The sequence below is a fragment of the Vibrio sp. 14G-20 genome (genome assembly GCF_026241515.1).
Taxonomy (GTDB): Bacteria; Pseudomonadota; Gammaproteobacteria; order Enterobacterales; family Vibrionaceae; genus Vibrio.
This window is the reverse complement of the sequence record NZ_JAPHPW010000021.1, coordinates 49,337-72,397: the sequence shown is the minus strand read 5'-3', so window position 1 is coordinate 72,397 and position 23,061 is coordinate 49,337. Positions and strand designations below refer to the sequence as shown.

Genomic DNA, 23,061 nt, shown 5'->3' with positions numbered 1-23,061 from the left:
AGCAGCCTGAATAAACGGCTAGCCCCTGATCACTTACGCTTTACCGTATCCAAATCACAGCTATGTCAATTTTCTTGCTTTGGTCTCTGTTGTAGCGGAAAGATCTATACTGTTGGTACTTTGGTTTTTATACTGTAGTTATTCAATGTATAGGACGCAGTGGTATGAATCGTCGTCAAAAGAAAAAACAGAAAGTTGACCACTTAGCAGAATTCAAGGATCGACTGAATCAGGTCAAAGAGAAATTGAGTTCGATCGATGTGAAGAAAATGAAAAGCTCGGCAGCGCAAATTTGGGGTTCATTGCCGAAGTTACACCAAAGACTGTTGATGGCAATTTCTCCGATCGTACTGATATTACTTTTTGTGCCGCTACCAGAACCTAAAGTAGACACAGCTTCAACAACATCGCGCGTTGAGCTTGAAATAAACACCGTCGGCTTAAGTGAACAGCAAAATGCCAAAAGCAGTTCATCAGAACCGAGTAACAAAAATTGGCAGGAGTACCTTGTTAAGCAAGGGGATACGTTATCGCAGGTTTTTCGAAACAACGGTTTGCCATTGTCTGACTTGAACGCGCTAGTACGTATTGAAGGTGTAGATAAGCCACTAAGTCAGATTCGTCAAGGTCAGCTTGTTCGTTTCAAACTTGCTGAAACTGGGCAGTTGGACATTCTTCAACTAGAGAAAGGCGACACATCGGTGATGTTCTTCCGCTTATCAGATGGTGGCTTTGGTCGCAGTAAGTAGATGAACAGTTAGCTTGATTTAAAGCGCTTCACCAGACACAGATAAACGATAGAAAAGAGCTAAGCATTAGCTCTTTTTTTGGGTCGCTTGAAAGGGGCGAGCGGTAAGATGATGAGCATAATTCCGATAAAGGTTAACGTATCTGGAATCTCATCAAACCATATAGCGCCTATTATGGCGACAAACACTAAGCCTGAGTATTCAGCCAAGGCAATTTGACTAGAGTGTGCTTTTTGGTAGGCAGCGACCGCAAGTCCGTTGTAGCTTAAGATTAGCGTCGCACTTAATGCTATATATCCCAAATGCTCCACAGACACCGGCTGCCAGTATAAGAAGCACAGTACTAATGAGGCTGGAATAGAGAATAAGGTTGTCCACCACAGCGTAGTGACCACCGTTTGCTCACTAGGAAGCTTTCTTACCAATACATTGAATAGTGCGAGGGTGAGTGCTGTACCCAAAGCAAACAGTGCTGCCCAATGAAATTGTGATGGCCTCAAGACAATCAATGCACCAATGAAGCCGATGGTGGTTGCTATCACCTTACCCAGAGCGGGTTGCTCTTTGAGTAGCAATATTGAGAGAGGCAGCATCAACAAGGGTGCGACATAAAATACAGCGTTAGCGGTGGCCAAAGATAAATGGGTAATTGCGACGACCATGCATCCACTGCCAATTAATATCAGCTGTCCGCGTATGATGGTCACTTTGGCCTGCTGTAAGCGTCGTTGTTCCTTTTTCTGCTGTAGCCACAAAGGGGTGATGATGAGCAGAGATATCAGCTGTCGGAAAAAAATATACTGAAGAGGTGGCACTTCGCCATTCAACAGTTTTACCGCTACGTCGGAAAGCGAGGCAAACAAGTTACCTGCAATCAGAAATAGGATACCGACAGTGATATTCGACATTACTTCTCTAATCTCATATCAACGTGCGGAATATCGTCTTCCAAGTACATCTCAGAGATCGTTTTGAAGCCGTGGCTCACATAGAAGTTTTCTAGGTGTTGTTGTGCACCAATATCGATAGTCGTGCTCGGCCAAAGATCCTCACAGCGTGTTAACGCTTCTTTTAACAATTGGTGGCCTAAGCCATCGCCTCTTGCTGATTGCTTAGTTGCTACTCGGCCGATGCTTGTGTGGTCGTAAGAAGTCCCTGGTGGTAACAAGCGTGCACACGCTACCAACTCTTCATCAGAATAGCCAAGCAGGTGCTCAACACCTGCGAGTGTATCTTTACCGTCGAGCTCTGGATAAGGACAAGTTTGCTCAACCACAAATACATCTACTCGCAATTTAAGTAATTGATAAAGCTGATGTGTTGAAAGTTCAGAGAAAGGAATTGAGTGCCAAGTGATCATGTTTACATCCAGAGGTTATCGATGCTCTGAATGTACTATGCGCGATGATTGTTGGCATTAACTATTGTTAATTCGACCTTTAATTCTGCTCAGACTGATCGCGGTTATTCCTAGGTAAGCGGCAATTTGGTTGTCGTTCAAGCGCTGCTCAAGGTCGGGATAATGTTCGCAGAAAAGTTGATAGCGTTGCTCGGGTGTATAGAGCAGCATAAAGCGTTCTTTGTTTTCCTTATGCATCAGCTGAGTTTCTAACAACTTTAAATACAGAGGGTTGTTTGATGCGCGCCACTCGATAACCGCATTCATTGGCAGCTCTAACATAGTAATTGGTGTGAGTGTTTCTAACAGGTAAGGGGACGCTTGGTTTTTTATCAAACTCTCAAAGCCGATGATCCAATCTTGTTCCCAGTAGAATTCTTTGCTGTATTGCTTACCGTCATTAGTGAGATAACAAGCGTGGCACAAGCCTTCAAGTACAAAGTAGATTGAACTCGCCATCTCACCTTGATTGATCAGGATATGTCTAGTTGGTAGCTCAAGCGGTTTCGCGACAGCTAATAGAGATTCAATCTGACTTTCAGAGAAGTCGAAGCTTTGTAGTTGTTCGATAAAAGAGGTGTGCATGGAAATAACCTAACCCAAATAAGTGTAGAAATCATCGCACTTATTTGAGTATAGGTACAGAGCTGGCTAAATCAGCGTCGAGCGTGCTGTTCTAGATAATCTTGAGCAAGTTCTCTACCCATGTATTTACCAAGAGTTTTCAGTGGTACTTTCTTAAGGTTAACCACAATCAAGCCATCCAGAGCGTCATTAAATGATGGGTCGACGTTAAAGCACACCAACTTACCGTTCATCCCTAGATACTGTCGCAGTAGTACTGGTAGGCCTTTTCCTTGCTCCATACGTGCTAACACTTTAGAGAGCAGAGGAACACTCGCCAATGACGATAACAGATGATTTTGCCAGAACACATGATTACTGGTATTGAGAGGTGACGAAGGTGAAACCAAATTCGCCTTTTCCTCATCATAGTGATGGATCGATAAGGTGGTCGCGATCAACAAACGCGCATTGTGGCTGTAATCATTACTGATACTGACTGGGCCGAACAGATGGGTATATTGAGGGTGACGAGAAACAAAGGTCGCGATGCCTTTCCACAATAGTAATAGTGAGTTAAGGCTCTTTTGATAAGGCTTACTCACGACAGAACGCCCAAGCTCAATACTGTTTTCTAGAGTATTAATGAACTCTTGGTTGTAGTTAAACAGACTGCGGGAATAGAGTTGGTCCAACCCATGCTCAGCGATTAACTTGTCGACCATACCGAGTCGATACGCGCCAACCAGTTCTGCCTTGGTTTTATTCCACACAAACAGTTGGTGGTAGTAAAGGTCATACTCATCTAAATCACAGGCAAGCCCGCTGCCTTCGCCAACTTCTCTAAAGCTTTCTTCTCTTACTCGACCAATCTCACGCATTAAGTTGGGAATAGATTGGCTTGGCGTGCAGTAGACCTCGAAGTCGCCTTGCTCGAGTAGCTTCATCTCTTCAGGGAGTGATCCTATCTCTATTGCCAATACTTCGGGTGATATTGGCGCTATCACTTGGGTATCGAAAGAGGGCGCGTGGATTGGCGTATTCGGGCTATCTTGTTGACTCATTAGGTAGGTATTAAGTCGTAGGTAGTTGACGATATCCATCTCTTTTTCAAACGATTTTATCTCTGAATACGGAATCGATGAGCCAATCGAGATAGAGATAGTTGTCGCTTGTTTATTAAGAAGTTCACGCCCGAGTAGAGCGGTTCTCAACAATGGGTGCACACGACCCGCTTGGTAGAAAAGCTCACTGTTTTTACCATTGATAAAGATAGGCACCGTAGCGGCTTGATGACGTTTAACGAACTTCGCAACCGATTTGCTCCATTCGATATCCGTTAGTGTTTTAGCCCCTTTACGGTAACTCGATACTTCGCCCGCAGGGAACACAATCAAAAGTCCGCCATCGGACAAGTGACGATTGGCATCTCGAATGGCTTTGGCATTGGTGCGTTTCGATTCTTTACTATTAAAGACATCGACTCCGATGAAAAGATCATCCAGTTCAGGCAGTCGCTTGAGCAACTCATTCGCTAACACCTTCACATCCTTTCTCACCGATCCTACGAGATCAGCAAGGATCACACCCTCAATGGCGCCAAGTGGGTGGTTCGCCACAATTACGACAGGCCCTTCTTCCGGGATGTTTTCTGTGCTTCCCGATACAACCGAGTAGTCGATATTGAGTGCTGACAGGGTGTAATTCATGAATTCGAAGCTAGATAACTCGTTTTTTCGATCTTGATAGAGTCGGTCTAGCTTAGATAGCCCAGTTGCCCACTCGACAACAGACTCACCTAAGCCAAAAGGTGTGTAACGTGGTAAACGAAAAGGACTATCAATCATAATATAGCTACCTTATTGACTAAAGTTGTGTAGGAAACCGTCTTGATTCTTGAAATCTTTAACACTTAAAAATGCACCGCATAGCCAGACTAGGCATGCCATGCCAAACAATAATCCACCGTCATAACCGACAACTTCACCTGCCGCATTGAACTCAGGCATTTGAATACCTAATGGCGTAAACAAGTGGAAGAAAATCGCGCCACTCATAATCCCCACACTCATGATGGCACCAAGGCCATGCCAGCGAGTGAACAACAGAATGGCAGCAATCAGCTCAGCGCCACCAATTAAGTAGCCGCCAAATGAGCCAAACCAGCTTAGGCCTGACCATGTAGCTAGGGTGCCAAAGATATGTTCTGTCTCATATGAGCCAGTGAACTTGAAAAACAGCGACTGAATAAATACAAAAGCGATGAATGCTGCAGGGATATGCTTAGCTGGAGTCAATGTCATGATTATTCCCTTACTTGATCAGTTGCGGCCAAACGGTGTCGGCTTTTTGAATATGTTGTGCTCGGTCTTGTTCCCAACGTTGCTTAATCTCTTGGTCGTAGTTGAGGTAAAGCTTGTTATCAACAATTGTCCATTGCTGAGGGTCACCGGGTGCAAAGTCACTTTTTGCTGAAACAGCCCAAGCGCAATAGCCACCATATTGAGGGGCATATTTTTCAGGATTATTAACAAATAAAGTCAGATTCTTTTCAGAAGAGAAATACCAGTCCGCACCTTTGTACTCAGTGCTGAATTTTTTACTGCCTTCAATAGGCTTACCTGAAGTGAAATAAGCTACGGTATCGTAGCCATCGAGCGCCTTGCTGCTAAAGAATCCGGTGTAGATTTCGTCTGCAGCAAATACGTAAGGGCTAACAAGTAGCATGACCATGGTTAATAGTTTTCTCATGATGGACTCCATCTATAGATTGATTGCTGGTGATAAATCGAAGGTAAAACGCTGTTGATTTATCTGGCATGGTTTAATGGGTTCACAAGGCGAGCCGGGTGCGTAAAACATAGAGGCTTGGCCGTGTAGATTACGTAAGTGTGTAAAGCTCACGGTGTGCGCGTCTTCACGATGCATACAGGTCGCTAAGTGAGGCTGTTCGCTGTGATGGTGAGAGTGAAACATCAGTAAGTTCTGTTGATTCTTACCCATTGCCATAAGCTGATCGTATTTTGCTTGTCGGTAGGCTTGCACTCGCTCTAAATCAACACCTGATGAGAAGAGCGGAGAATCGGTTTCGACTATTTTTTGTTGAATGCCATCCCACATATAGGCGATAACCAAACCATGGTGTTGAGTTAAGTTTGGCGCGAAAGCCAGCAAGGTAAATGGGGCAAAAGAGTGCAAGTCGAGCTTATGAAATACCTCAGAAATCTGAGTAATGCTGTGACTCGATGATAAGTTCTTGAGCAACAAACCGCGGCTGATCAAAGGGCCAGCGGGCACGGTGCCTTGATAGTTGTTGAGCAAACATAACGAAAGTCCGAACTCATTAATACTGATCCAGCTACCACCGCCGGTTGGGTCGAGTGGCATGATGATATCGACGCCGTTAACTCGATATTGTTTCGGTGGCATCGCCAATGCCCGTGTCTTCTGTTCATCACGATTAAAAAAGACCTGATAGCCATTGTCTTCAAGCAGCCAAGATACTGAACACATGATTATTGCTCCCTCAGATAGCTACTGGTGGTTGGGGCATAACCAAAGGTGTTACAGGTTTCAATGTCTAGGAAGGTGGTGATCACCTTTATCATCGCGTAATGATGATTGGCATGCAGAGCAGCAAAGGTGACCTCTCTTTCTAACGTAGAAGGCAGGCTGGCGAACACTTGTGTATCCATTGAAACTTCGGTTTGGATCATGATAGGCGCTTCGAGATCTCGACGGTCTAATCGTTCAAGCCAGTTGATTACGTAATGGATCTCTTTCAACGCAATCGACCTGTCGAATTCGACGGGATGACCACGACGGCGAGTGTTGTAATCAACGGTCGCATTCTCTTTTAAAATTAAAGCGTGAAAAAGATCGAGCGTATGACGAGTATGCTCACCAATAGAGCTTGTGACGTGCGGCTTTGCTCGTGTCAGATAGTCGCTGTCAGATATCGCTAACAAAAACTCTAGACCCTGATTTAATATTTCTACCGCTCCTTTGATACTTGGAGAGAAAGAAGTGAGGGCGCTTGGTTGGGCTATGGGGTTCATTCATGGTCCTCGTACAAAGTTAGTCAGTGGTCGGATATTGTTGAACAAGACGTCGCTCTTCTTGCCACGCAGCGAATAAGCTCTTGAAAGAGGGAGTCTTATGGCCTCGTTGTTTTTGTTGAGCGCCAATATCAAAAAGAATGCGGTATTGCAGAAGTAGCGTAGAAAATATCTCTCGCAGCGGTGTGTTGCGATCCCAGATATGCCCAGCCTCACTACTTGCGCCATTGACCTCAAGGATCGTGAAATCCTCGCCGTTCATTAGGCTGTGCATGTCTTTAAACTTGACGTCGAGTCGGCCATAATGAAAACCATCAAAGTCATCGAATATCTCGTCTAAGCGTTCGGTTAAAGCCTGAGTGATGTATTGATTGCCGTCTCGGAAGATACAGCCACGGCTATGGCTACCTGCAAACGCGAGTTGGAACTCTTCACCCTCTGCGAGCACTTGATCCAATTTATCTTCATGTCTCGGTAGATACAGGTGACTAAGCTGCCCAGCACGCGGGCTATTTTCAATTAACTGTTTGAGTGTCGAGCTACCATCCCCCGTCACCATTGGTGCGTATTTGAGTGTGATCGAGATGATCTCGCCTTGCTTTTTATTTGGGTAACGAACGTAGAAAACACCCGCTTCGGCTTGATAAGGCGCCTTTTCTTGCAATAGAAAGCGAGCATTATTTGGGAAAGATTCAACATACTGCTCAAGTTGATCTTGTGTTTTGATCAGCTTAACGCCAACACCTCGACAGCCAAGATCCGGTTTGGCCACAATCGGGAAATCGAGGTCCGATTGTATGAGTGCGCTGCGCGCATCTTCGGCTTGTTTCTTACTGCTAAGATCCGTTTTGGTGAGGGTGATAAACGGAGAGATCCAACGCTGACTTGAAGATCCGGCAAGGCTTAATATCTCGTGTTTTGATTCGCCTACCATTCCGCTTAACTTGATGCTCGGGTTGGCGATGAGCGGCAGCGCCCAGTCAAAGTGCCGTAACCCTTGCATCAGGCTTTGAATCACCACTGGCGTGTAGAAGAACCAAGTTGGAAGAAACTCATAAGGAGAGACACTGCGCACGGTATCTTTTTCAAGCAAAGGCATGCCTGCATTGATTTGATGTGCGGGAATGATGCGAATATCTTGCGGTGAACTCATGATAATCCTCTAGAGTAGGTTTTATTCATTAATCGATTACCGATAAACAGTAAAGCGATGGCACACGGGATAACGATCCATTGATATTCAGAGGCTTGCAGCCACGCTGATGTCCCTAAATAGTAGATGGCAGAGAAGACAATGCCAGTCCAGATCGCGGTGGCGCTGATGACAGCAAACAAGAAAGTAGGCAGTGGGATGGCGAAAAAGCCACTTAAGGTAAACCCGACGGTGCGAAGCCCTGGAATAAAGCGGATAACAAAAAGGCTGCTGAATGCGTTCTGACGTAATTTGGTACGAAGCGAACGAAAGTACTTATTCGTGAGGGCTTTGTAACGAACGCCTCTGAAGTAACGTCCTGATTTTCCTAGGTAATAGAGTCCCAAGTCACCAGTGGCAATGCCGATGAAAATGGCAAGCAACGCATATTGAGGAAGAATGAGCCCTTGAGTTGCTAAACCAGCTGCCGTAACAATCGCCAGATCTTCAAGCAGGTAAGAAAGCGCGATGATGCCAAGCATCAGCCATAGCAACGACTCCTCTCCTGTATTTAACCATGCCTGAATGCTCTCGACGCTGCTCATTAAATATCCTTATCTATCCTATAAATGAATGGCTTAATGATCATTCATTGAGTGTAGTAAATTAAATAGACAGGAGGAGCGGGGAAAAACTTACAGGTGATGGAGGATTTTTTGTACTTGCTTTGTTCGACCAGTACTGTGGAATGCGTTGTTTAAGTCAAGATTGAAGCGAAATGTTTGATATTTTAAAAGTGGATTTAACGAGAGTTTGTAGTTAAAAAAACCGGGCTTTGGGTGGGGGATCTTACATAAGAAAAGAAAAAGGCTGAGTCGTTAAACTCAGCCTTTAATAACATTAACTATTGATTAATAAAGCTATCTATTTAGTTAAGTCAATTTGGTAAACAGCAAAACCAACATCGTCAGTCGCAACACGTTTCATCGGGTATTGACCTTTTTCTTTGATGAATTCAGCCGCTTTGTCACTTGGAGATGTTTCAAAGCGAATATCTAGCTTGTTATCCGTTTTGATTGGAGCAAATGACCAATTGTTATCTGCGCTTGGGCTAACTTGACCTTGCTCTTTGCTTACGCGAGAGATGTAGTTAGCAAGAACAGTGCGGTTTTCATCTGGTGCATCAAATGCGATGAAATCTTCGCCTGTACCTGGGAACTTAGCACTGTATGCACGGTAGTTGTTGGTTGCGATCAAGAAGTCTTGCTTCATGTCGATTGGCTTACCTTGGTAAGTTAGGCCAACAATACGTTGAGACTCAGGGTTAACCACTTTACAGTTTGCATCGTATTTCGCAGGTTGTGTTACGTCGATTTGGTAATCAACACCGTCGATAACATCAAAGTTGTAAGTACGGAAGTTATCCCACTCGATCAACTGTTGTGGTGCTGTCGAGTTAACATCAACTTGGTTGAACTGACCAGCTGAACACTCAAGCCACTCTTGTACTTCGTGACCCGTTACCTTCATTGCGACTAACGTGTTCGGGTAAAGGTATAAATCGGCTGCGTTACGGAACGTTAGTTGACCTGATTCCACTTCAGTGAAGTTAGCTGGGTCATTTTTACGACCGCCGGCTTTAAAAGGCGCTGCCGCTGACAATACTGGAATACCGTCTAGGTCTGGGTCACCTTGGATGAACTGTTCTACGTAATCTTTCTGTGCAAGGTTAACAATTTGTACTGTTGGATCGTCTTGTACTAGAGATAGGAAGCTGTACATCACGTCGTCTGCTTTACCAATAGGTTGGTTAACAAACTCACGAGTACCTGCATGGTCTTTTTCTAGTGCCGTTACGATACCTTCATCTGCAGCAGCAAGCGATTTCTTCTCGATCTTGTCGTAGATAGGGCGTGCTTCTGATTGGCCTTTAACGACTTCCCACTTACCGTCTTTTTGTGCAAGTGTTAGGTCCATAACACCAACGTGGCTACCCCAACGACCAGGCATTACTGCCGCAACGCCATTCATTGTGCCCGTTTCGTTGTCGATGCCTTGAATGTCATCAAAACCTTTACCTGGGAATACTGCATGAGAGTGGCCGAATGCGATTGCATCGATACCATCTACTTCAGAGAGGTAGAACGTTGAGTTCTCTTCGCCATTTTTGTAAGGGTCAGTTGATACGCCTGAGTGAGGGATAGCAACGATAACTTCAGCGCCTTCTGCTTTCATTTGAGGCACTAGCTCGTTAGCTGTCTCAATGATGTCACGAGCGATCACTTTGCCTTCAAGGTTCTTCTTATCCCACGTCATGATTTGTGGTGGAACGAAACCGATGTAGCCTACTTTTACTTCATGCTCTACGCCAGCAGTATCTTCGAACGTATGCGTCTTGATGATGTAAGGCGTGAAGTAGTGTTCTTTGGTTTCTGCGTCGTAAACGTTGGCACTGATGTATGGGAAATCAGCATCGTTGATAGACTCTTCTAGGAACTCAAGACCGTAGTTGAATTCGTGGTTACCTAGGTTTGCAGCGTCGTAGCTTAGTTGATTCATTGCTTTGTACGCAGGGTGAACTTCGCCCGCTTCGATGCCTTTGTCTGCCATGTAGTCACCCATCGGGCTACCTTGCAGCAAATCACCGTTATCAACTAATACGCTGTTGGTTACTTCGCTTTGAGCTTCTTTTACTAAAGTTGCAGTACGTGCTAAGCCGATTTTTTTCGATGGCTTGTCTTTGTAGTAGTCGTAATCCATTAGGTTGGTATGGATGTCCGTCGTTTCTACGACACGTAGTTTAATCACTTCATCGGTATCTGGTGTTGTTGTGCAGCCTGCTAAAGTCAAACCAAGACCTGCAAGTACAGCCAATGATAAAGGTTTCATTGCAACTTTCATTTTGGAGCTCCAAAGTGGATTAGTAGAAAATTCGTTGCGTAATGTAACAAAACCGAATGAAACAATGATTACAACGAATGTTAATTCGTGACTTAGATCGATTACTTTATGGTGTTCTGCAAGACGCCTCCCAAAGCTGCTTAATCGATGCGCAACTGATATCGATAATATTAGTCCATTCATTTCACCTGCTTATCGGTAAATCCAATCCCTTATCAGCTTTTCGAATAAAAAATGAAATTTTAGAATTTCCAGTAATATGAGAGGCTCGTCATAATGCCTATATCAAGGACGTATCAGGCAGATGAATAGCAAGGATAGCTCAAAACGAAGCTTCTGTTTTCTTCTAGTGCCAATACTCCCATTCACTCAAGTGGATGAGTTAAATCCCTTGCTTGGCAAGACCAAGTAATGAATTACTCGTAACGCGAGCCTTAAAGGAAGCACTGAAATGGACCAAGAACGTTTAACCCACCTAAAACAGCTTGAAGCGGAAAGTATTCATATTATCCGTGAAGTTGCTGCTGAGTTTGATAACCCAGTAATGATGTACTCCATCGGTAAAGATTCTTCTGTGATGCTTCATTTAGCTCGCAAAGCGTTTTATCCAGGCAAGATTCCATTCCCACTATTGCATGTTGATACGGATTGGAAATTTCGCGAGATGATTGAGTTTCGTGATCGTACGGCTAAAAAGTACGGCTTCGACCTTTTAGTACATAAGAACCCAGAAGGTATTGAGATGGGGTGTAGCCCGTTCGTACATGGTTCTTCTAAGCACACTGACATCATGAAAACTCAAGGCCTTAAGCAGGCGTTAAACAAGTACGGGTTCGATGCCGCTTTTGGTGGTGCGCGTCGTGATGAAGAAAAATCTCGAGCGAAAGAGCGTGTTTATTCTTTCCGCGACAAGAACCACACATGGGATCCAAAAAACCAGCGTCCAGAGCTGTGGCACACCTACAACGGTCAGGTTAATAAAGGCGAAAGCATTCGTGTCTTCCCACTATCTAACTGGACTGAGCTTGATATCTGGCAATACATCTACCTAGAGAGCATCGATATTGTTCCACTTTACCTTTCAGACAAACGTCCTGTGGTTGAGCGTGATGGTATGCTTATCATGGTTGATGACGACCGTATGGAACTGCAAGAAGGTGAAGTGATTGAAGAGAAAAGCGTTCGCTTCCGTACTTTGGGTTGTTACCCACTCACCGGAGCCGTTGAATCTGAGGCGAATACGTTAACAGGCATTATTGAAGAGATGCTGGTGGCGACGTCTAGTGAGCGTCAAGGTCGAGCGATAGACCACGATCAGTCGGGCTCAATGGAGCTGAAAAAGCGCCAAGGTTATTTCTAAGAATCTAAGGAAAGAAAAATGAATAGTGCAGTAGAAGCCGAATTGGCTGAACTAGGGATTGAAGGTTATCTAAGTCAGCATCAGCATAAATCTATGCTTAGATTTTTAACTTGTGGCTCAGTAGATGACGGTAAAAGTACGTTAATCGGTCGCTTGCTCCATGATACAAAACAGATTTATGAAGATCAGCTAGCCGCGGTTCACTCGGATAGCCAACGAGTGGGTACGACAGGTGAGAAGCCTGATTTGGCACTGCTTGTTGATGGTTTACAGGCTGAGCGTGAGCAAGGGATTACGATCGATGTAGCTTATCGTTATTTCTCGACTCAAAAGCGTAAATTCATTATTGCTGATACCCCAGGGCATGAGCAGTACACGCGTAACATGGCAACAGGCGCTTCAACGTGTGATCTGGCTGTGATCTTGATTGATGCTCGTAAGGGCGTACTGGATCAAACACGTCGTCACTCGTTTATTTCTAACCTGCTTGGTTTGAAGCATTTCATCGTCGCAGTCAACAAGATGGATCTCGTCGAGTACTCGCAAGATCGTTTTGAGGAGATTCGCGATCAGTACCTAGAGTTTGCTGAAAACCTAGAGGGTGAGACTAATATTCAGATCCTGCCTGTTTCGGCACTTGAAGGCATTAACGTTGCTGCACCAAGTAAAGAGCTTGCATGGTTCGAAGGTCCATCGCTATTAGAAGTACTAGAGAACGTAGACATTGACCAAAAACGCTCTGCGGGTGAATTCCGTTTCCCAGTGCAGTACGTCAATCGTCCTAACCTAGATTTCCGAGGCTTTGCCGGCACAGTAGCTTCTGGTCGTGTCAGCGTGGGTGATGAAATCAAGGCGTTGCCTTCAGGTAAAACCTCTAAGGTGGCAAGCATTGTGACCTTTGATGGTGAACTTGAATCAGCACAAGCGGGCTTGGCGGTAACGCTGACCCTTGAAGATGAAATCGATATCAGCCGTGGTGATTTGATTGTGTTGGAAAACGCGCAAATTGAATCCACTAACCACGTATTGGCAGACATCGTGTGGATGACAGAACAACCACTGCAACCGGGTAAAGCTTACGACATCAAAATCGCAGGCAAGAAAACCGTCGGTCAGGTTGAAACGGTTCGCCACCAATATGACATCAACAACCTGTCGACCCACGCTGTCGATGAGTTACCACTGAATGGTATTGGCTTGTGTGAATGGTCTTTGAACGAGACTGTCGCATTGGATAAATACCGTGAGAGTGCGGATACCGGTGGTTTCATCGTTATCGACCGTCTAACCAACGTGACGGTTGGTGCTGGTTTGATTCGAGACCGTTTGGACTCTGTTGAACAGCAAGTCGGTAACATCTCTGCATTTGAACTTGAGTTCAACGCTCTGGTTCGTAAGCATTTCCCTCATTGGGATGCCAAAGATCTAAGCCAATTACTGAAGTCATAAACGACCAAGTAACAGCTTATTGAATCAGGCGGAAACCCATCGTTTCCGCCATAAAGGACGGGTATATGTGGCAACAAGGATTTGTATTAGCGATTTTGCTCGGCATTATTACTTGCCTGCTCGTTACCCGTATTAAGCCAAGCTTTATCTTTGCTGGCGCGGCGTTTATTGCTTTTATGGCTGGCATGATCGACTTGTCGAGCTTGGCTAATAACTTCACTAACTCCTCGTTACTGACTTTAATTCTACTGATCCTCGCATCAAGTGCGTTGGAGAAAACTCGCTTAATCAGCTGGGTTAGCCGCAATATCTCTGAAGGTAGGCTAGGTACCGTGGTTGCGAAGTTGGGTATTTCCACAGCGCTACTTTCTTCTTTTACCAATAACACGGCGGTGGTTGTCTCTTTGATCGGAGCGATCAAACGTAATCAACAACACGCGCCATCTAAGTTACTTATCCCTCTGTCATACGCTGCCATTTTAGGTGGTACGCTGACATTGATCGGCACCTCAACCAATTTGATCATTAATAGCTTTGTTGAAGATGCAGGATTGCCGAGCTTAAACTTTTTCACACCAACATTGATCGGTTTAGCCGTCTTAGTGGGTGGTGTGTTGATCCTTATCCCTCTGAGCTACTTCTTGCCAAGCTACGATGACGGCTCGCAGGACGATCTGCCTTACTTTCTAGAAGCCAGAGTTGAACCCGGTTCACCGTTAGTTGGCCGCAGTGTGAGCGAGAATAACCTCAGAGCATTGAGAAAACTGTTCTTAGCAGAAGTGATTAGAGACGGTAAAACAACCGCGTCTATAGACCCTGACTTCATACTCCAAGCTCGAGACCGATTACTGTTTTGTGGCGATGTCGAGAGTGTGGCGACACTGCAAGAAATTCAAGGACTAACTCTGTTTGGTCAGCACCACCTTAATGGCCAGAGCTTTGTTGAAGTGGTGGTGAGTTCGTCAGCAAGCTTCTGTAACAAAACCCTGAAAACTAGCCAGTTCAGAGATCGTTTCGATGCGGTTGTGGTCGCTATTCGTCGTGGTCATGAACGCCTCGAAGGTGGCCTTGGGAACATCACACTAACCGCTGGTGATACCTTGATTTTGGTTCCAGGCAAACGCTTTGAAGAACAGCGCCAGCAACACAACAAAGAGTTTGTGTTGATGAATGACTTGGACTCGAGTGCCAAGCTTGATGCGGATAAATCGACGTTTGTATTGCTCGGTTTTGCTAGTGTGATTGGTTTGGCCCTTGCTGAAGCCGTGCCGATTATCAAAGGGCTGGCTGGTTTCTTACTGCTGCTGGTGGCCTTTGGCGTAGTGCAACTTGGTGAGCTTCGTCGCCGTTTTCCGGTTGATATTGTGGTGATCGTTGGCTCTGCACTTTCTATTGCTCAACTGATGATTTCATCGGGTTTGTCTGAGCGTATGGGGCTGATGTTTATGGAAGCCTTTAATGGCTGGGGTGTGTTCGGTGCGTTAGTTGCGACCTATTTCATGACCTTGGTTCTGACTGAGCTTGTTACTAATAATGCGGCCGCAGCACTCTCGTTCCCAATTGGCTACAGCATGGCTATCGGCTATGGCGTTGACCCTATGCCATTTATCATGGCGGTGTTGTTTGGCGCCAGTGCTAGCTTTATCTCTCCCTATGGTTACCAAACCAATTTACTCGTATATAGCGTAGGTAATTATCATATTACGGATTATTTGCGCATTGGTATTCCAATCTCGATTGTCTATTCGGGCTTGGTATTGACCCTAATTCCTTATTTTTTCCCATTTTAATGCTGTTTATTTAAAGGACTAATTATGACCGCAGTACTCAAACCAAAAGATGAGAATGTTGTGTGGCATCAACACTCGATTGATAAAACATTCCGCTCTGATCTGAAATCACAAAAGCCAGCCGTGCTCTGGTTCACGGGATTATCTGGTTCTGGGAAGTCGACAGTCGCTGGAGCATTAGAAAACCGCTTAGCACAGCTTGGTTACCATACTTATTTATTGGATGGCGATAATGTTCGTCACGGATTATGTAGCGATCTTGGTTTCTCTGAGCAAGACCGTCGAGAGAATATTCGTCGTATTGGTGAGTTGGCTAAATTGATGGCGGACGCAGGTTTGATCGTGTTGTCTGCGTTTATTTCGCCACATCAAGCGGAGAGACAGTTGGTGCGTGATTTATTGCCTGAAGGTGAGTTTCTAGAGGTGTTTGTTAATACACCACTTGAGGTTTGCGAACAGCGTGACCCTAAAGGTCTGTATAAGAAAGCACGTGCCGGAGAGATACCGAACTTTACAGGTATTAGTTCAGTGTACGAAGCGCCTCAGAATCCTGAGATTGATTTACCCGCAGGTGAGAAGACACTCGATGAATTGGTCGAATTGTGTATTGATGCTTTAGAGAAGCGTAATATTTTAGCCAATTGAGATCGCTGGTATGACTAAGGCTGTCCACTTGCTTATCGATTTGTTCATAACTGATAAGTAGTACAGCCTTGGTTTACCGAGACAAGAAACCTATCCTCTAGATTCTCTTTATTCCTCTCAATATTCTTCACTCTTTACACCGTTTATTCTTTGCACTATTGAGTGCCTAGACGGTGTAATTCACGCTGCTTTTCACTTCTGTCTGAACCGTGAATTTCTGGCTCAATAGTGCAATCAGTTGGTCGTAATACTGTATGTTGGGTTTGTTGCCAAGTAAGGTGCACAGCTCGTTACCGGTTGGACTGAATCGGTAGTAAACCAGCTTGACCCCTTTTGAAATAGGCGCCAGTGACATGCTCTTACCTTGATAGGTTAAGTGCAGGGCTGGATCGAAATCAATCTCTCCTGATTCTAATTCTGTGCCCAGAATAATCCCGAGCTCTATCAAGTGGAGCAGGCTAGAGTAGGGCAAGTTGTACCCACCAAGGTTGATGGTGTTAGTGGTGTCCCTTTTGCTAAAGCTGAATAACCCAGCATGAGATTTAAAGCCGAGTAAGAGCTTTCTGCTGTTATCGCTACCAAAGCTACAACCCAATGAAGCCGCTCTTTGTAGGGTGAGCGCTTCTTTTGGTGTCATGTCTTTTAAGATCTGAAGTGCCTTCATTGACGTCGAGCCTGGGTTGGTGACTTCTCGTTTCAGTACTTGAGCCCATAGCCTCTGCATCGATGTATTGTGGATCTCTTGTGCCATATCGAAGAAACGGTATAGCCAGTCCTGATCAGGATCTCCAGCCGCTTCATCTTTACATGAAGTGTGTGCCAATTTCAGAATTTGTTCTAGGTTCTTTTGGCGAAGCTCTCTACGTTTTTTCTCTCGTAATAGTGCCCGTTCGATAAGGGTACTCTCAGCTTTATCGTTTGGCTTTGCACTATGACTAATTAAGGAATCGAGGCCGAAGCTTTGTGCGATGTGCAGCATCCTGCTAGCACTGTCGGCAATATGAGGCTTTTTCTCATGCTTGTGCTGTGTATCGCTAGCATGCTCAATGATCACTGGCTGTTTGGTTTCTGACATAAGAGTACCGTTAGGAGACGACTTAACTGTCTAAAATGTAACTCTTTATCTTATTGGTGGCTAGATTTTGCGTGCAGAGTTGAAGGTTTCAACAAAATTTTACTTTTGCTGATGATAATAAAATGTTAAATTTGTTGTAGTTCTCAGGGAGGGGTTATGAATCAAGTCAATGATAACAAGCTGAAGAAACAGCTTAGTATAGGGTTATTACTCGCGACTTATGTCGCCGTTCTAGCTTACTTATCTAATTACATCGCGTAATTTAGAAGAAAATTATCGTTATTAAACTGTTATTGAATAATATCTTTTGTTCAGTGACGGCAGCTCATCCTTGAGCCACCCTTCTAATGACTACATGTCGTCATATTCTTCTATTGCAGTACCTTCAATAAGATAACCAGTTTGCGCCAAGTCGTGGCTTATTGATTCCGTTTTCAGTGTACCAACTAAATAGATCACATCCCATAACTGCTGGATCGGTGCACCTTTAGGGAACTTCACATAGATGATTTGGTTCGGTGGCGGCGGTGGCACGTGGATACATGCGCCAAAGTAAGGCACCAACAGAAACTCCGTGATCATGTTCTCATCGCCTTCCAATGGAATCACAAAGCCTGGGATCTTAACTGTGCTGCCATTCAACTCCGGACGAACAGCGCCAAGTGTCGATTGTTGAGGTTTGTCCATACTGTCGTGGTTAACCATCGGCATGCCAAATGAATCTAGTTGTGCTCGTTCCGATTCTGGAATTAAGTCAATCCAATCGAGTGTTAATACCGATTCGTCAGTCTGAGTGGTGTCAGCGTGAGCTGTGCTGATAAATGGGAACATAAGTAACCCAAGTATCAGTAGGAATTTGCGTTGCATCGTAGGTTCCTATTTTAGATTCGAATAGTCATGCCATCAGACAATGACTGACGGTAAGCCCTGAAAGCGGGAATAAAGCCGATAATGATTCCGGCAACTTGCACCAACATAAGCAGTTTCCACTCATGAGGTGTGATTGCGGATATCGATATGTTGATACCATAGCTTTGTTGCACAATAGGAGCAACTACTGCGATCAGAGCAAACAACACGGCAACACCCAATGTGATACCGAGGAAGGTCAGTGCACTGGCTTCACTAATTAGCAAACCAAACACATGACGAGGTCTTGCGCCCATCGCACGTAGGATAGCCATCTCTCGACGCCTTTCTTGCAAACTAGTGAGTAGGCTACTGAGCATGCCCAATAAACCGGCGACAACAACAAACCCTGAAACAATTAACAGTGCTTGTTCTGCTACAGCCATCATTCCCCACAATTCGTGAAGCGCAATGCCCGGCATAATGGCGCTCAACGGCTCTTGGCGGTAGTTATTGATTTCTCGTTGCAGTGCGAAGGTTTGGATTTTCGAGTTAAGGCCAACCATCATCGCAGTAATCTGTTTAGGTTGGAAATCGTAGGTCTTGAGCGTTTCAGCATCCGGCGTGTGACCTAAGTTGGCACCTGATTCCCAGCCAACGTGAATCGCTTCGATTGCCTCTAGCGATACGTGTACGGTTTTGTCTACTGGTGTTCCGGTTGGTGCCAGTATTCCCACGATCTTGAAGGGCAGATTATCGTGACGGCTAAACGCAACATCACTGATACCGTGCGCAAGAATGATTTGGTCACCAATCGTATAGTTCAACTTCTTCGCGACATCGGCACCAATCACTACATCAAATAGCTGTTCAAATTCTTTACCTTGTTGGAAAGTAAGTAATTGCTTACTTCCATAGCGATAGTTTTCAAAGTAACTATGATTTGTACCCATCACGCGGAAGCCTTTGTGTGAATCACCCAGTGAGATTGGTATCGCCCACTTTACAGCGTTGTGCTGGCTAAATTCTTGGTAGCTTTTCCAGTCGATGTTGTTGGTCGCATTACCGATTCTGAATACTGAGTAAAGCAGAAGGTTTACCTGACCAGAACGGCCTCCAACGATAAGGTCAGTACCTGAAATCGTATTGGCGAAACTGCTTTTTGCTTCGGTTCTAACGCGCTCTACGCCGAGCAAGAGAATGATGGATACAGCAACCGTGAGAATGGTAAGGATGGCGGTCGCTTTGCGGTTGAGTACGCTTTTTAGGGCTAAGTGAGTAATTACTTTCATACGACAACCTTAGCTTGATTAACGGTTTTTAAATCTATGGTTCGAGTGAACAACTTTTCTAGTGTGGGATCATGGCTAACAAAGATAAGAGTAGAACCTGCCTGGTTAGCTTGTTCTAACAACAGTTCGATAAAGGCTTCTCGGTTGTCATGATCCAATGCGGATGTTGGTTCATCTGCAATGATGATTTTGGGCTGGCCGATTAGGGCACGGGCTGCGGCTACACGTTGTTGTTGACCAATGCTCAACTCGGTAACAGGCTTGTCCATCAAGGTTTGAGGTAGCTTTAATCGGAGTAACAACTCTCGAGCCGTCTCTTGTAAGCTTTTCTGGCTTTCAGCGACTTGCTGTTTACGAATCTGTGAAAACAGGCAAGGAAGCGTCACGTTATCGATAACTGATAGATAAGGAAGCAGGTTAAATTGTTGGAAAATATAACCAATATGATCTGCTCTGAATTTATCTCTTTGACGAGGTGTAAGCTGAGTAAGGTCTTGATCAAGGATAGAGACTTCTCCTTGCTCGGCTTGGTTGATTCCTGTCAGTAGCCCTAACAATGTTGATTTTCCACATCCACTTGGCCCTTTAATAAAAAGGTGCTCTTGGGCTTGGATGTACAGAGAGGGGATCTCTAGCGTTGGTGGTAATTCAGGCTTCCAACGAAAGCTGATATTTTCGAGTTTGACCACAAGTGATGAACTGTCAGAAGGCATATTAGCTCCAATAATTAAAGCGGTGTATCTACTGGACAGCTATTTGAAACATAAATTCCCCAGAACACACCGATTTGAACAACCAAGTAAGTGATGACTTACCTGGCTGTTTATTTTACGTTTAATCCGACCTAGGAGTGATTAGAATCGGAAACTAATACGCTCTGCGTTAAGCACTTCTTGTACCTGAGCTGTGTCTGTTAGCAAGTTAACAGTCATTTTTTCTGTATTACTGAACTTAGAGAACCATTGAGTGCTAACTGTGTCTAGCTGAGCAACGTCTGAACATTGGTAATGGTACTCAACCGTGAATTCACCGTGGCCACCTTCAGCATGGTCATGGTCTTTGTGGTCATCATGATCGTGCTCAGCATGGTCATGGTCTTTGTGGTCGTCATGATCGTGTTCAGCATGGTCATGGCCTTTGTGGTCATCATGATCGTGTTCAGCGTGGTCATGGTCTTTGTGCTCGTCATGACCGTGTTCCGCATGATCATGGCCTTCATGGTCGCCTTCTAAGGTGTTCGCCACTGACTTGAACTTCAGAGTACAACTCGCATTGTTAAAACTAAACAGCTCTTCTGGCTTGTTTAATTGTGCGATAGCCTGCTCAAACACTTTCTTTTGTTCTGCTGTTTCTGGAGCATGTTCAAAGCCAACCACATCCGCGCCGGGAGCGGTCACTTCAACAAGCAGTTCTTGCCCATCTTGCGCGATGTTTACTTCAACTTGACCGTGTACGTGTGCACCATGAGAGCGGAATTCTTCGTTAGCTAGAACATTTGTAGAAACAGTCATGCCGATAACAACGGCTAAAATAGTAGGTTTCATGTTTTTTTCCTGAATAAAGGTTAATTAAAAAGTAGTGGTAATTAAGCAATCTTTACAGGAGGTGAACGTGCTAAATAGGCAAAATAAAGGCGCTGTAACGAAATGACTGACTCTGTGATAGCGACAGTAAATTCCGAATGGAACTCTGGGAGCTGTGGAAGTGAGTGCGCCGTAATGAATTGATTTATCGAAAACAGCTCACAATGGTGTGAAGTGTGGTGTTCTGGTGAGATATCCACGATGTGTGTCGCGGCTAACACGCTTAACATGAGCATCAGCCCAAGCAAGAAGCTTGTTTTGCGTTTCACATTGTTAGATGTGTTTTGCCACATGAGTATGTTTAACCACAGAATTAAAAAAGGATACTGTTATAATATAACAATATCCTTTGGTCAGGTCTCGAAAAAGACGCGAATATCTTATTAAAGGCTCGCTTTAATCAACTCAATGACTTGAGTGACTTCTGATTCGTTTAATGCCCCTTCTTTAACAAACAAGATTTTACCTTGCTTGTCTTGAACGATAATCGCAGAGCTTTCTTCTTTTAAAGCCCATGATGACGCTACCGTGCCGTCTTCATCTAGCACCATAGAAGACCATGGAAATTCTTCTTTGCTACTTTCTGCTGACGATTTAACAAAAGACCCAGTACCCCAAATCGCATCATCTTGGTTGATGATGGTAGTGGTTTGGTAGCTGTCTTCTGCGAATTTCGATGCTGTGATGGCTGCCATCAGTGGTGCGTTGAGCTCTTTCGAGCTGCTACGGCCTGCAATAGCTTGAACGACGCGAACTTTACCTAGAAGAGCGTTGGTTGCCCAAGCTTGATATCCAGTATTTCCGTCGTTTAGTACGATTTCACCATAGTTGCTAACATCGACAGCAGGCAGAGTTGCACCTACAGATAAGTTGTGAGCATTGGCTAAGAGTGGAGAGGCTGCGGCTAAAAAAGCCAGTAGAGTTTTGTTTTTCATTATATTTTTGTTCCGCTTATTGGTTTGCTCTGGAAGTATAATATGAAATTTGAAAAATGCCTCTTTAACTTTTTTATCGTACGACGTAGAAATAAGTTGCAGGCTTGTTACCAAAAGGTATAATGCATTAATATCGAGATGAACAATAGATTATCTTGCTGTTTGCTAAAGGAATTAGCGATTGAATGTGCTTTGAATACGGTGGTGTTCAGGTACGTGACTGTAGTACTCAAATGGAATTGAGGTTGTATTATGTTAAGAAAATTTTCTACTTACCGTCCACATCAGGTGGCGCGTTTCGTTAAAGTCCTGTTCAAAGGCCAGTTTGCTATTGAAGGTATCGGAGAGTTTCGCTTCGACCAAGGCAAAGTGCTTCTTCCTGAAGTTTCAGACAAACAAAAGCTCACCATTTTTAAAGAAGTTAACGGCACGATTGCTGCGCTGCCGGTGTAACTGAGCTTTATTGATTGGTCTTGCTTCAAATAGATTAACAACGAAAAGGGCTTCCTAATGGAAGCCCTTTTTTACTGGATATCGTTTGAGGTAGGGTGCCTAACTGCCCTCTATTGTGGCGGGAAGCAAACCCCTGTTCCGCCTAGTCCGCAGTAACCGTTAGGGTTTTTAGCTAGGTATTGCTGGTGATAGGTTTCAGCAAAAAAATATTTTCCCGCAGGTAGAACTTCCGTCGTGATCTCGTTGCCTAAAGATTCAGTCATTGCTCGTTGATATTCTCGTTTAGAGTGCTCAGCGATAGACTGTTGCTCTTCACTGAAGGTGTAAATCGCGGAACGGTACTGAGTCCCTAAATCGTTGCCTTGGCGCATTCCTTGAGTTGGGTCATGACGCTCCCAAAAGGTCTCAAGTATTCGAGCTAGAGAGGTTTGTTCACTATCAAATATGACACGAACGACTTCGGTATGGCCGGTTTGCCCAGTACATACTTGTTCATAAGTGGGATTAACCGTGTAACCGCCAGCGTAACCAACGGATGTTGAAATAACGCCATCCAATTGCCAAAACAAACGCTCAGCTCCCCAGAAGCATCCCATACCAAACAGGACTTCTTGTTGAGAGTCCGTAGGCGCATCGAGCAGGTAGGTTTGATTGACGAAATGGCGCTCAGTGATTCGAATTGGGTCAGCATTTCCCGGTAGTGCGGTTGCTGCAGAAACCAGTTGTTGTTTGTTTAGCATGTTATATTCCTTTTCGCATACGTTTACCGCGCTGGCTTTTATTTAACGTGGGTTCATATTAACTGTTGGTCAATATTGAATAAGTCT

At 44.7% G+C, this 23,061-nt stretch carries 25 protein-coding genes; 6 read left to right on the top strand and 19 right to left on the bottom strand.

Going from position 1 to position 23,061, the window contains the following annotated elements:
* Nucleotides 1–164 precede the first annotated feature (164 nt).
* Complete coding sequence (locus tag OQJ75_RS17260) at nt 165–749, top strand: LysM-like peptidoglycan-binding domain-containing protein (RefSeq protein WP_265974359.1); 585 nt, start codon at nt 165–167, stop codon at nt 747–749.
* 59 nt (nt 750–808) lie between these two features.
* Here the strand turns inward: OQJ75_RS17260 and OQJ75_RS17255 are convergent, their stop codons facing one another.
* From OQJ75_RS17255 to OQJ75_RS17205, 11 genes are all read right to left on the bottom strand, one after another.
* Nucleotides 809–1,657: a DMT family transporter gene (locus OQJ75_RS17255; protein ID WP_265974358.1), complete on the bottom strand. Its 849-nt coding sequence runs from the start codon at nt 1,655–1,657 to the stop codon at nt 809–811.
* Complete coding sequence (locus OQJ75_RS17250; RefSeq protein ID WP_265974357.1) at nt 1,657–2,109, bottom strand: GNAT family N-acetyltransferase; 453 nt, start codon at nt 2,107–2,109, stop codon at nt 1,657–1,659. The genes OQJ75_RS17255 and OQJ75_RS17250 overlap by 1 nt, the downstream gene beginning before the upstream one ends.
* A gap of 57 nt (nt 2,110–2,166) precedes the next feature.
* Nucleotides 2,167–2,733: a Crp/Fnr family transcriptional regulator gene (locus OQJ75_RS17245; protein ID WP_004735262.1), complete on the bottom strand. Its 567-nt coding sequence runs from the start codon at nt 2,731–2,733 to the stop codon at nt 2,167–2,169.
* A gap of 71 nt (nt 2,734–2,804) precedes the next feature.
* Entirely contained in the window at nt 2,805–4,559 is a 1,755-nt protein-coding gene (locus OQJ75_RS17240; RefSeq protein ID WP_265974356.1) for a lysophospholipid acyltransferase family protein, read from the bottom strand.
* A 12-nt stretch (nt 4,560–4,571) separates the two neighbouring features.
* Nucleotides 4,572–5,015, bottom strand: a complete 444-nt coding sequence (locus tag OQJ75_RS17235; protein WP_265974355.1) for a hypothetical protein — start codon at nt 5,013–5,015, stop codon at nt 4,572–4,574.
* Between the two features lie 10 nt (nt 5,016–5,025).
* Entirely contained in the window at nt 5,026–5,463 is a 438-nt protein-coding gene (locus OQJ75_RS17230; protein WP_017076312.1) for a YHS domain-containing (seleno)protein, read from the bottom strand.
* A gap of 12 nt (nt 5,464–5,475) precedes the next feature.
* Complete coding sequence (locus OQJ75_RS17225; protein ID WP_265974354.1) at nt 5,476–6,225, bottom strand: NRDE family protein; 750 nt, start codon at nt 6,223–6,225, stop codon at nt 5,476–5,478.
* A gap of 2 nt (nt 6,226–6,227) precedes the next feature.
* Nucleotides 6,228–6,770: a DinB family protein gene (locus OQJ75_RS17220; RefSeq protein ID WP_048662159.1), complete on the bottom strand. Its 543-nt coding sequence runs from the start codon at nt 6,768–6,770 to the stop codon at nt 6,228–6,230.
* A gap of 19 nt (nt 6,771–6,789) precedes the next feature.
* Nucleotides 6,790–7,923: an ATP-grasp domain-containing protein gene (locus tag OQJ75_RS17215; protein WP_265974352.1), complete on the bottom strand. Its 1,134-nt coding sequence runs from the start codon at nt 7,921–7,923 to the stop codon at nt 6,790–6,792.
* A complete protein-coding gene (locus OQJ75_RS17210) occupies nt 7,920–8,507 on the bottom strand; it encodes a DedA family protein (RefSeq protein ID WP_265974351.1) in 588 nt (195 codons plus the stop codon). The genes OQJ75_RS17215 and OQJ75_RS17210 overlap by 4 nt, the downstream gene beginning before the upstream one ends.
* A 319-nt stretch (nt 8,508–8,826) precedes the next feature.
* Nucleotides 8,827–10,803, bottom strand: coding sequence for a bifunctional 2',3'-cyclic-nucleotide 2'-phosphodiesterase/3'-nucleotidase (locus OQJ75_RS17205; RefSeq protein WP_017076317.1), 1,977 nt, complete (start codon nt 10,801–10,803; stop codon nt 8,827–8,829).
* Nucleotides 10,804–11,218: 415 nt separating this feature from the next.
* Between OQJ75_RS17205 and cysD the strand changes: the two genes are divergently transcribed.
* The 4 genes from cysD (at nt 11,219) to cysC (ending at nt 16,047) form a co-directional block, all read left to right on the top strand.
* Nucleotides 11,219–12,163 (top strand): sulfate adenylyltransferase subunit CysD, encoded by a 945-nt coding sequence (cysD, locus tag OQJ75_RS17200; protein ID WP_265974362.1) that lies wholly within the window; start codon nt 11,219–11,221, stop codon nt 12,161–12,163.
* Between the two features lie 18 nt (nt 12,164–12,181).
* On the top strand, nt 12,182–13,612 hold the full coding sequence (gene cysN / locus OQJ75_RS17195) for a sulfate adenylyltransferase subunit CysN (RefSeq protein WP_265974350.1): 1,431 nt from the start codon (nt 12,182–12,184) through the stop codon (nt 13,610–13,612).
* A gap of 65 nt (nt 13,613–13,677) precedes the next feature.
* Nucleotides 13,678–15,402 (top strand): SLC13 family permease, encoded by a 1,725-nt coding sequence (locus tag OQJ75_RS17190; protein WP_265974349.1) that lies wholly within the window; start codon nt 13,678–13,680, stop codon nt 15,400–15,402.
* A gap of 24 nt (nt 15,403–15,426) precedes the next feature.
* A complete protein-coding gene (cysC, locus tag OQJ75_RS17185; RefSeq protein ID WP_017083764.1) occupies nt 15,427–16,047 on the top strand; it encodes an adenylyl-sulfate kinase in 621 nt (206 codons plus the stop codon).
* 166 nt (nt 16,048–16,213) lie between these two features.
* Here cysC and OQJ75_RS17180 read toward each other — a convergent pair whose 3' ends face one another.
* From OQJ75_RS17180 to OQJ75_RS17150, 7 genes are all read right to left on the bottom strand, one after another.
* The gene (locus tag OQJ75_RS17180; protein WP_265974347.1) at nt 16,214–17,122 is read right to left on the bottom strand and encodes a TIGR03899 family protein; all 909 of its coding nucleotides are present in this window, start codon (nt 17,120–17,122) and stop codon (nt 16,214–16,216) included.
* Between the two features lie 351 nt (nt 17,123–17,473).
* The gene (locus OQJ75_RS17175; RefSeq protein ID WP_065207465.1) at nt 17,474–17,989 is read right to left on the bottom strand and encodes a DUF3299 domain-containing protein; all 516 of its coding nucleotides are present in this window, start codon (nt 17,987–17,989) and stop codon (nt 17,474–17,476) included.
* Between the two features lie 14 nt (nt 17,990–18,003).
* Entirely contained in the window at nt 18,004–19,263 is a 1,260-nt protein-coding gene (locus tag OQJ75_RS17170) for an ABC transporter permease (protein WP_265974346.1), read from the bottom strand.
* Nucleotides 19,260–19,976: an ABC transporter ATP-binding protein gene (locus OQJ75_RS17165; RefSeq protein ID WP_265974345.1), complete on the bottom strand. Its 717-nt coding sequence runs from the start codon at nt 19,974–19,976 to the stop codon at nt 19,260–19,262. The genes OQJ75_RS17170 and OQJ75_RS17165 overlap by 4 nt, the downstream gene beginning before the upstream one ends.
* A gap of 141 nt (nt 19,977–20,117) precedes the next feature.
* Nucleotides 20,118–20,807: a zinc uptake protein ZrgA gene (zrgA, locus tag OQJ75_RS17160; RefSeq protein WP_265974344.1), complete on the bottom strand. Its 690-nt coding sequence runs from the start codon at nt 20,805–20,807 to the stop codon at nt 20,118–20,120.
* Between the two features lie 41 nt (nt 20,808–20,848).
* Complete coding sequence (locus OQJ75_RS17155) at nt 20,849–21,139, bottom strand: DUF2607 domain-containing protein (RefSeq protein WP_265974342.1); 291 nt, start codon at nt 21,137–21,139, stop codon at nt 20,849–20,851.
* 90 nt (nt 21,140–21,229) lie between these two features.
* A complete protein-coding gene (locus OQJ75_RS17150; protein WP_265974341.1) occupies nt 21,230–21,781 on the bottom strand; it encodes a YtfJ family protein in 552 nt (183 codons plus the stop codon).
* Between the two features lie 252 nt (nt 21,782–22,033).
* Here OQJ75_RS17150 and OQJ75_RS17145 point away from each other — a divergent pair, with 252 nt between their 5' ends.
* On the top strand, nt 22,034–22,234 hold the full coding sequence (locus OQJ75_RS17145) for a DUF1107 family protein (protein ID WP_004735283.1): 201 nt from the start codon (nt 22,034–22,036) through the stop codon (nt 22,232–22,234).
* Between the two features lie 110 nt (nt 22,235–22,344).
* On the opposite strand, the gene msrA is transcribed toward OQJ75_RS17145, so the two are convergent.
* The gene (gene msrA / locus OQJ75_RS17140) at nt 22,345–22,974 is read right to left on the bottom strand and encodes a peptide-methionine (S)-S-oxide reductase MsrA (RefSeq protein ID WP_265974340.1); all 630 of its coding nucleotides are present in this window, start codon (nt 22,972–22,974) and stop codon (nt 22,345–22,347) included.
* Between the last annotated feature and the right edge of the window lie 87 nt (nt 22,975–23,061).

Bases quoted from the DNA above. Each gene is read 5' to 3' on its own strand.
- OQJ75_RS17260 (WP_265974359.1), top strand. From the start codon at position 165: ATGAATCGTCGTCAAAAGAAAAAACAGAAAGTTGACCACTTAGCAGAA.
- OQJ75_RS17255 (WP_265974358.1), bottom strand. From the start codon at position 1,657: ATGTCGAATATCACTGTCGGTATCCTATTTCTGATTGCAGGTAACTTG.
- OQJ75_RS17250 (WP_265974357.1), bottom strand. From the start codon at position 2,109: ATGATCACTTGGCACTCAATTCCTTTCTCTGAACTTTCAACACATCAG.
- OQJ75_RS17245 (WP_004735262.1), bottom strand. From the start codon at position 2,733: ATGCACACCTCTTTTATCGAACAACTACAAAGCTTCGACTTCTCTGAA.
- OQJ75_RS17240 (WP_265974356.1), bottom strand. From the start codon at position 4,559: ATGATTGATAGTCCTTTTCGTTTACCACGTTACACACCTTTTGGCTTA.
- OQJ75_RS17235 (WP_265974355.1), bottom strand. From the start codon at position 5,015: ATGACATTGACTCCAGCTAAGCATATCCCTGCAGCATTCATCGCTTTT.
- OQJ75_RS17230 (WP_017076312.1), bottom strand. From the start codon at position 5,463: ATGAGAAAACTATTAACCATGGTCATGCTACTTGTTAGCCCTTACGTA.
- OQJ75_RS17225 (WP_265974354.1), bottom strand. From the start codon at position 6,225: ATGTGTTCAGTATCTTGGCTGCTTGAAGACAATGGCTATCAGGTCTTT.
- OQJ75_RS17220 (WP_048662159.1), bottom strand. From the start codon at position 6,770: ATGAACCCCATAGCCCAACCAAGCGCCCTCACTTCTTTCTCTCCAAGT.
- OQJ75_RS17215 (WP_265974352.1), bottom strand. From the start codon at position 7,923: ATGAGTTCACCGCAAGATATTCGCATCATTCCCGCACATCAAATCAAT.
- OQJ75_RS17210 (WP_265974351.1), bottom strand. From the start codon at position 8,507: ATGAGCAGCGTCGAGAGCATTCAGGCATGGTTAAATACAGGAGAGGAG.
- OQJ75_RS17205 (WP_017076317.1), bottom strand. From the start codon at position 10,803: ATGAAAGTTGCAATGAAACCTTTATCATTGGCTGTACTTGCAGGTCTT.
- cysN (WP_265974350.1), top strand. From the start codon at position 12,182: ATGAATAGTGCAGTAGAAGCCGAATTGGCTGAACTAGGGATTGAAGGT.
- OQJ75_RS17190 (WP_265974349.1), top strand. From the start codon at position 13,678: ATGTGGCAACAAGGATTTGTATTAGCGATTTTGCTCGGCATTATTACT.
- cysC (WP_017083764.1), top strand. From the start codon at position 15,427: ATGACCGCAGTACTCAAACCAAAAGATGAGAATGTTGTGTGGCATCAA.
- OQJ75_RS17180 (WP_265974347.1), bottom strand. From the start codon at position 17,122: ATGTCAGAAACCAAACAGCCAGTGATCATTGAGCATGCTAGCGATACA.
- OQJ75_RS17175 (WP_065207465.1), bottom strand. From the start codon at position 17,989: ATGCAACGCAAATTCCTACTGATACTTGGGTTACTTATGTTCCCATTT.
- OQJ75_RS17170 (WP_265974346.1), bottom strand. From the start codon at position 19,263: ATGAAAGTAATTACTCACTTAGCCCTAAAAAGCGTACTCAACCGCAAA.
- OQJ75_RS17165 (WP_265974345.1), bottom strand. From the start codon at position 19,976: ATGCCTTCTGACAGTTCATCACTTGTGGTCAAACTCGAAAATATCAGC.
- zrgA (WP_265974344.1), bottom strand. From the start codon at position 20,807: ATGAAACCTACTATTTTAGCCGTTGTTATCGGCATGACTGTTTCTACA.
- OQJ75_RS17155 (WP_265974342.1), bottom strand. From the start codon at position 21,139: ATGTGGCAAAACACATCTAACAATGTGAAACGCAAAACAAGCTTCTTG.
- OQJ75_RS17150 (WP_265974341.1), bottom strand. From the start codon at position 21,781: ATGAAAAACAAAACTCTACTGGCTTTTTTAGCCGCAGCCTCTCCACTC.
- OQJ75_RS17145 (WP_004735283.1), top strand. From the start codon at position 22,034: ATGTTAAGAAAATTTTCTACTTACCGTCCACATCAGGTGGCGCGTTTC.
- msrA (WP_265974340.1), bottom strand. From the start codon at position 22,974: ATGCTAAACAAACAACAACTGGTTTCTGCAGCAACCGCACTACCGGGA.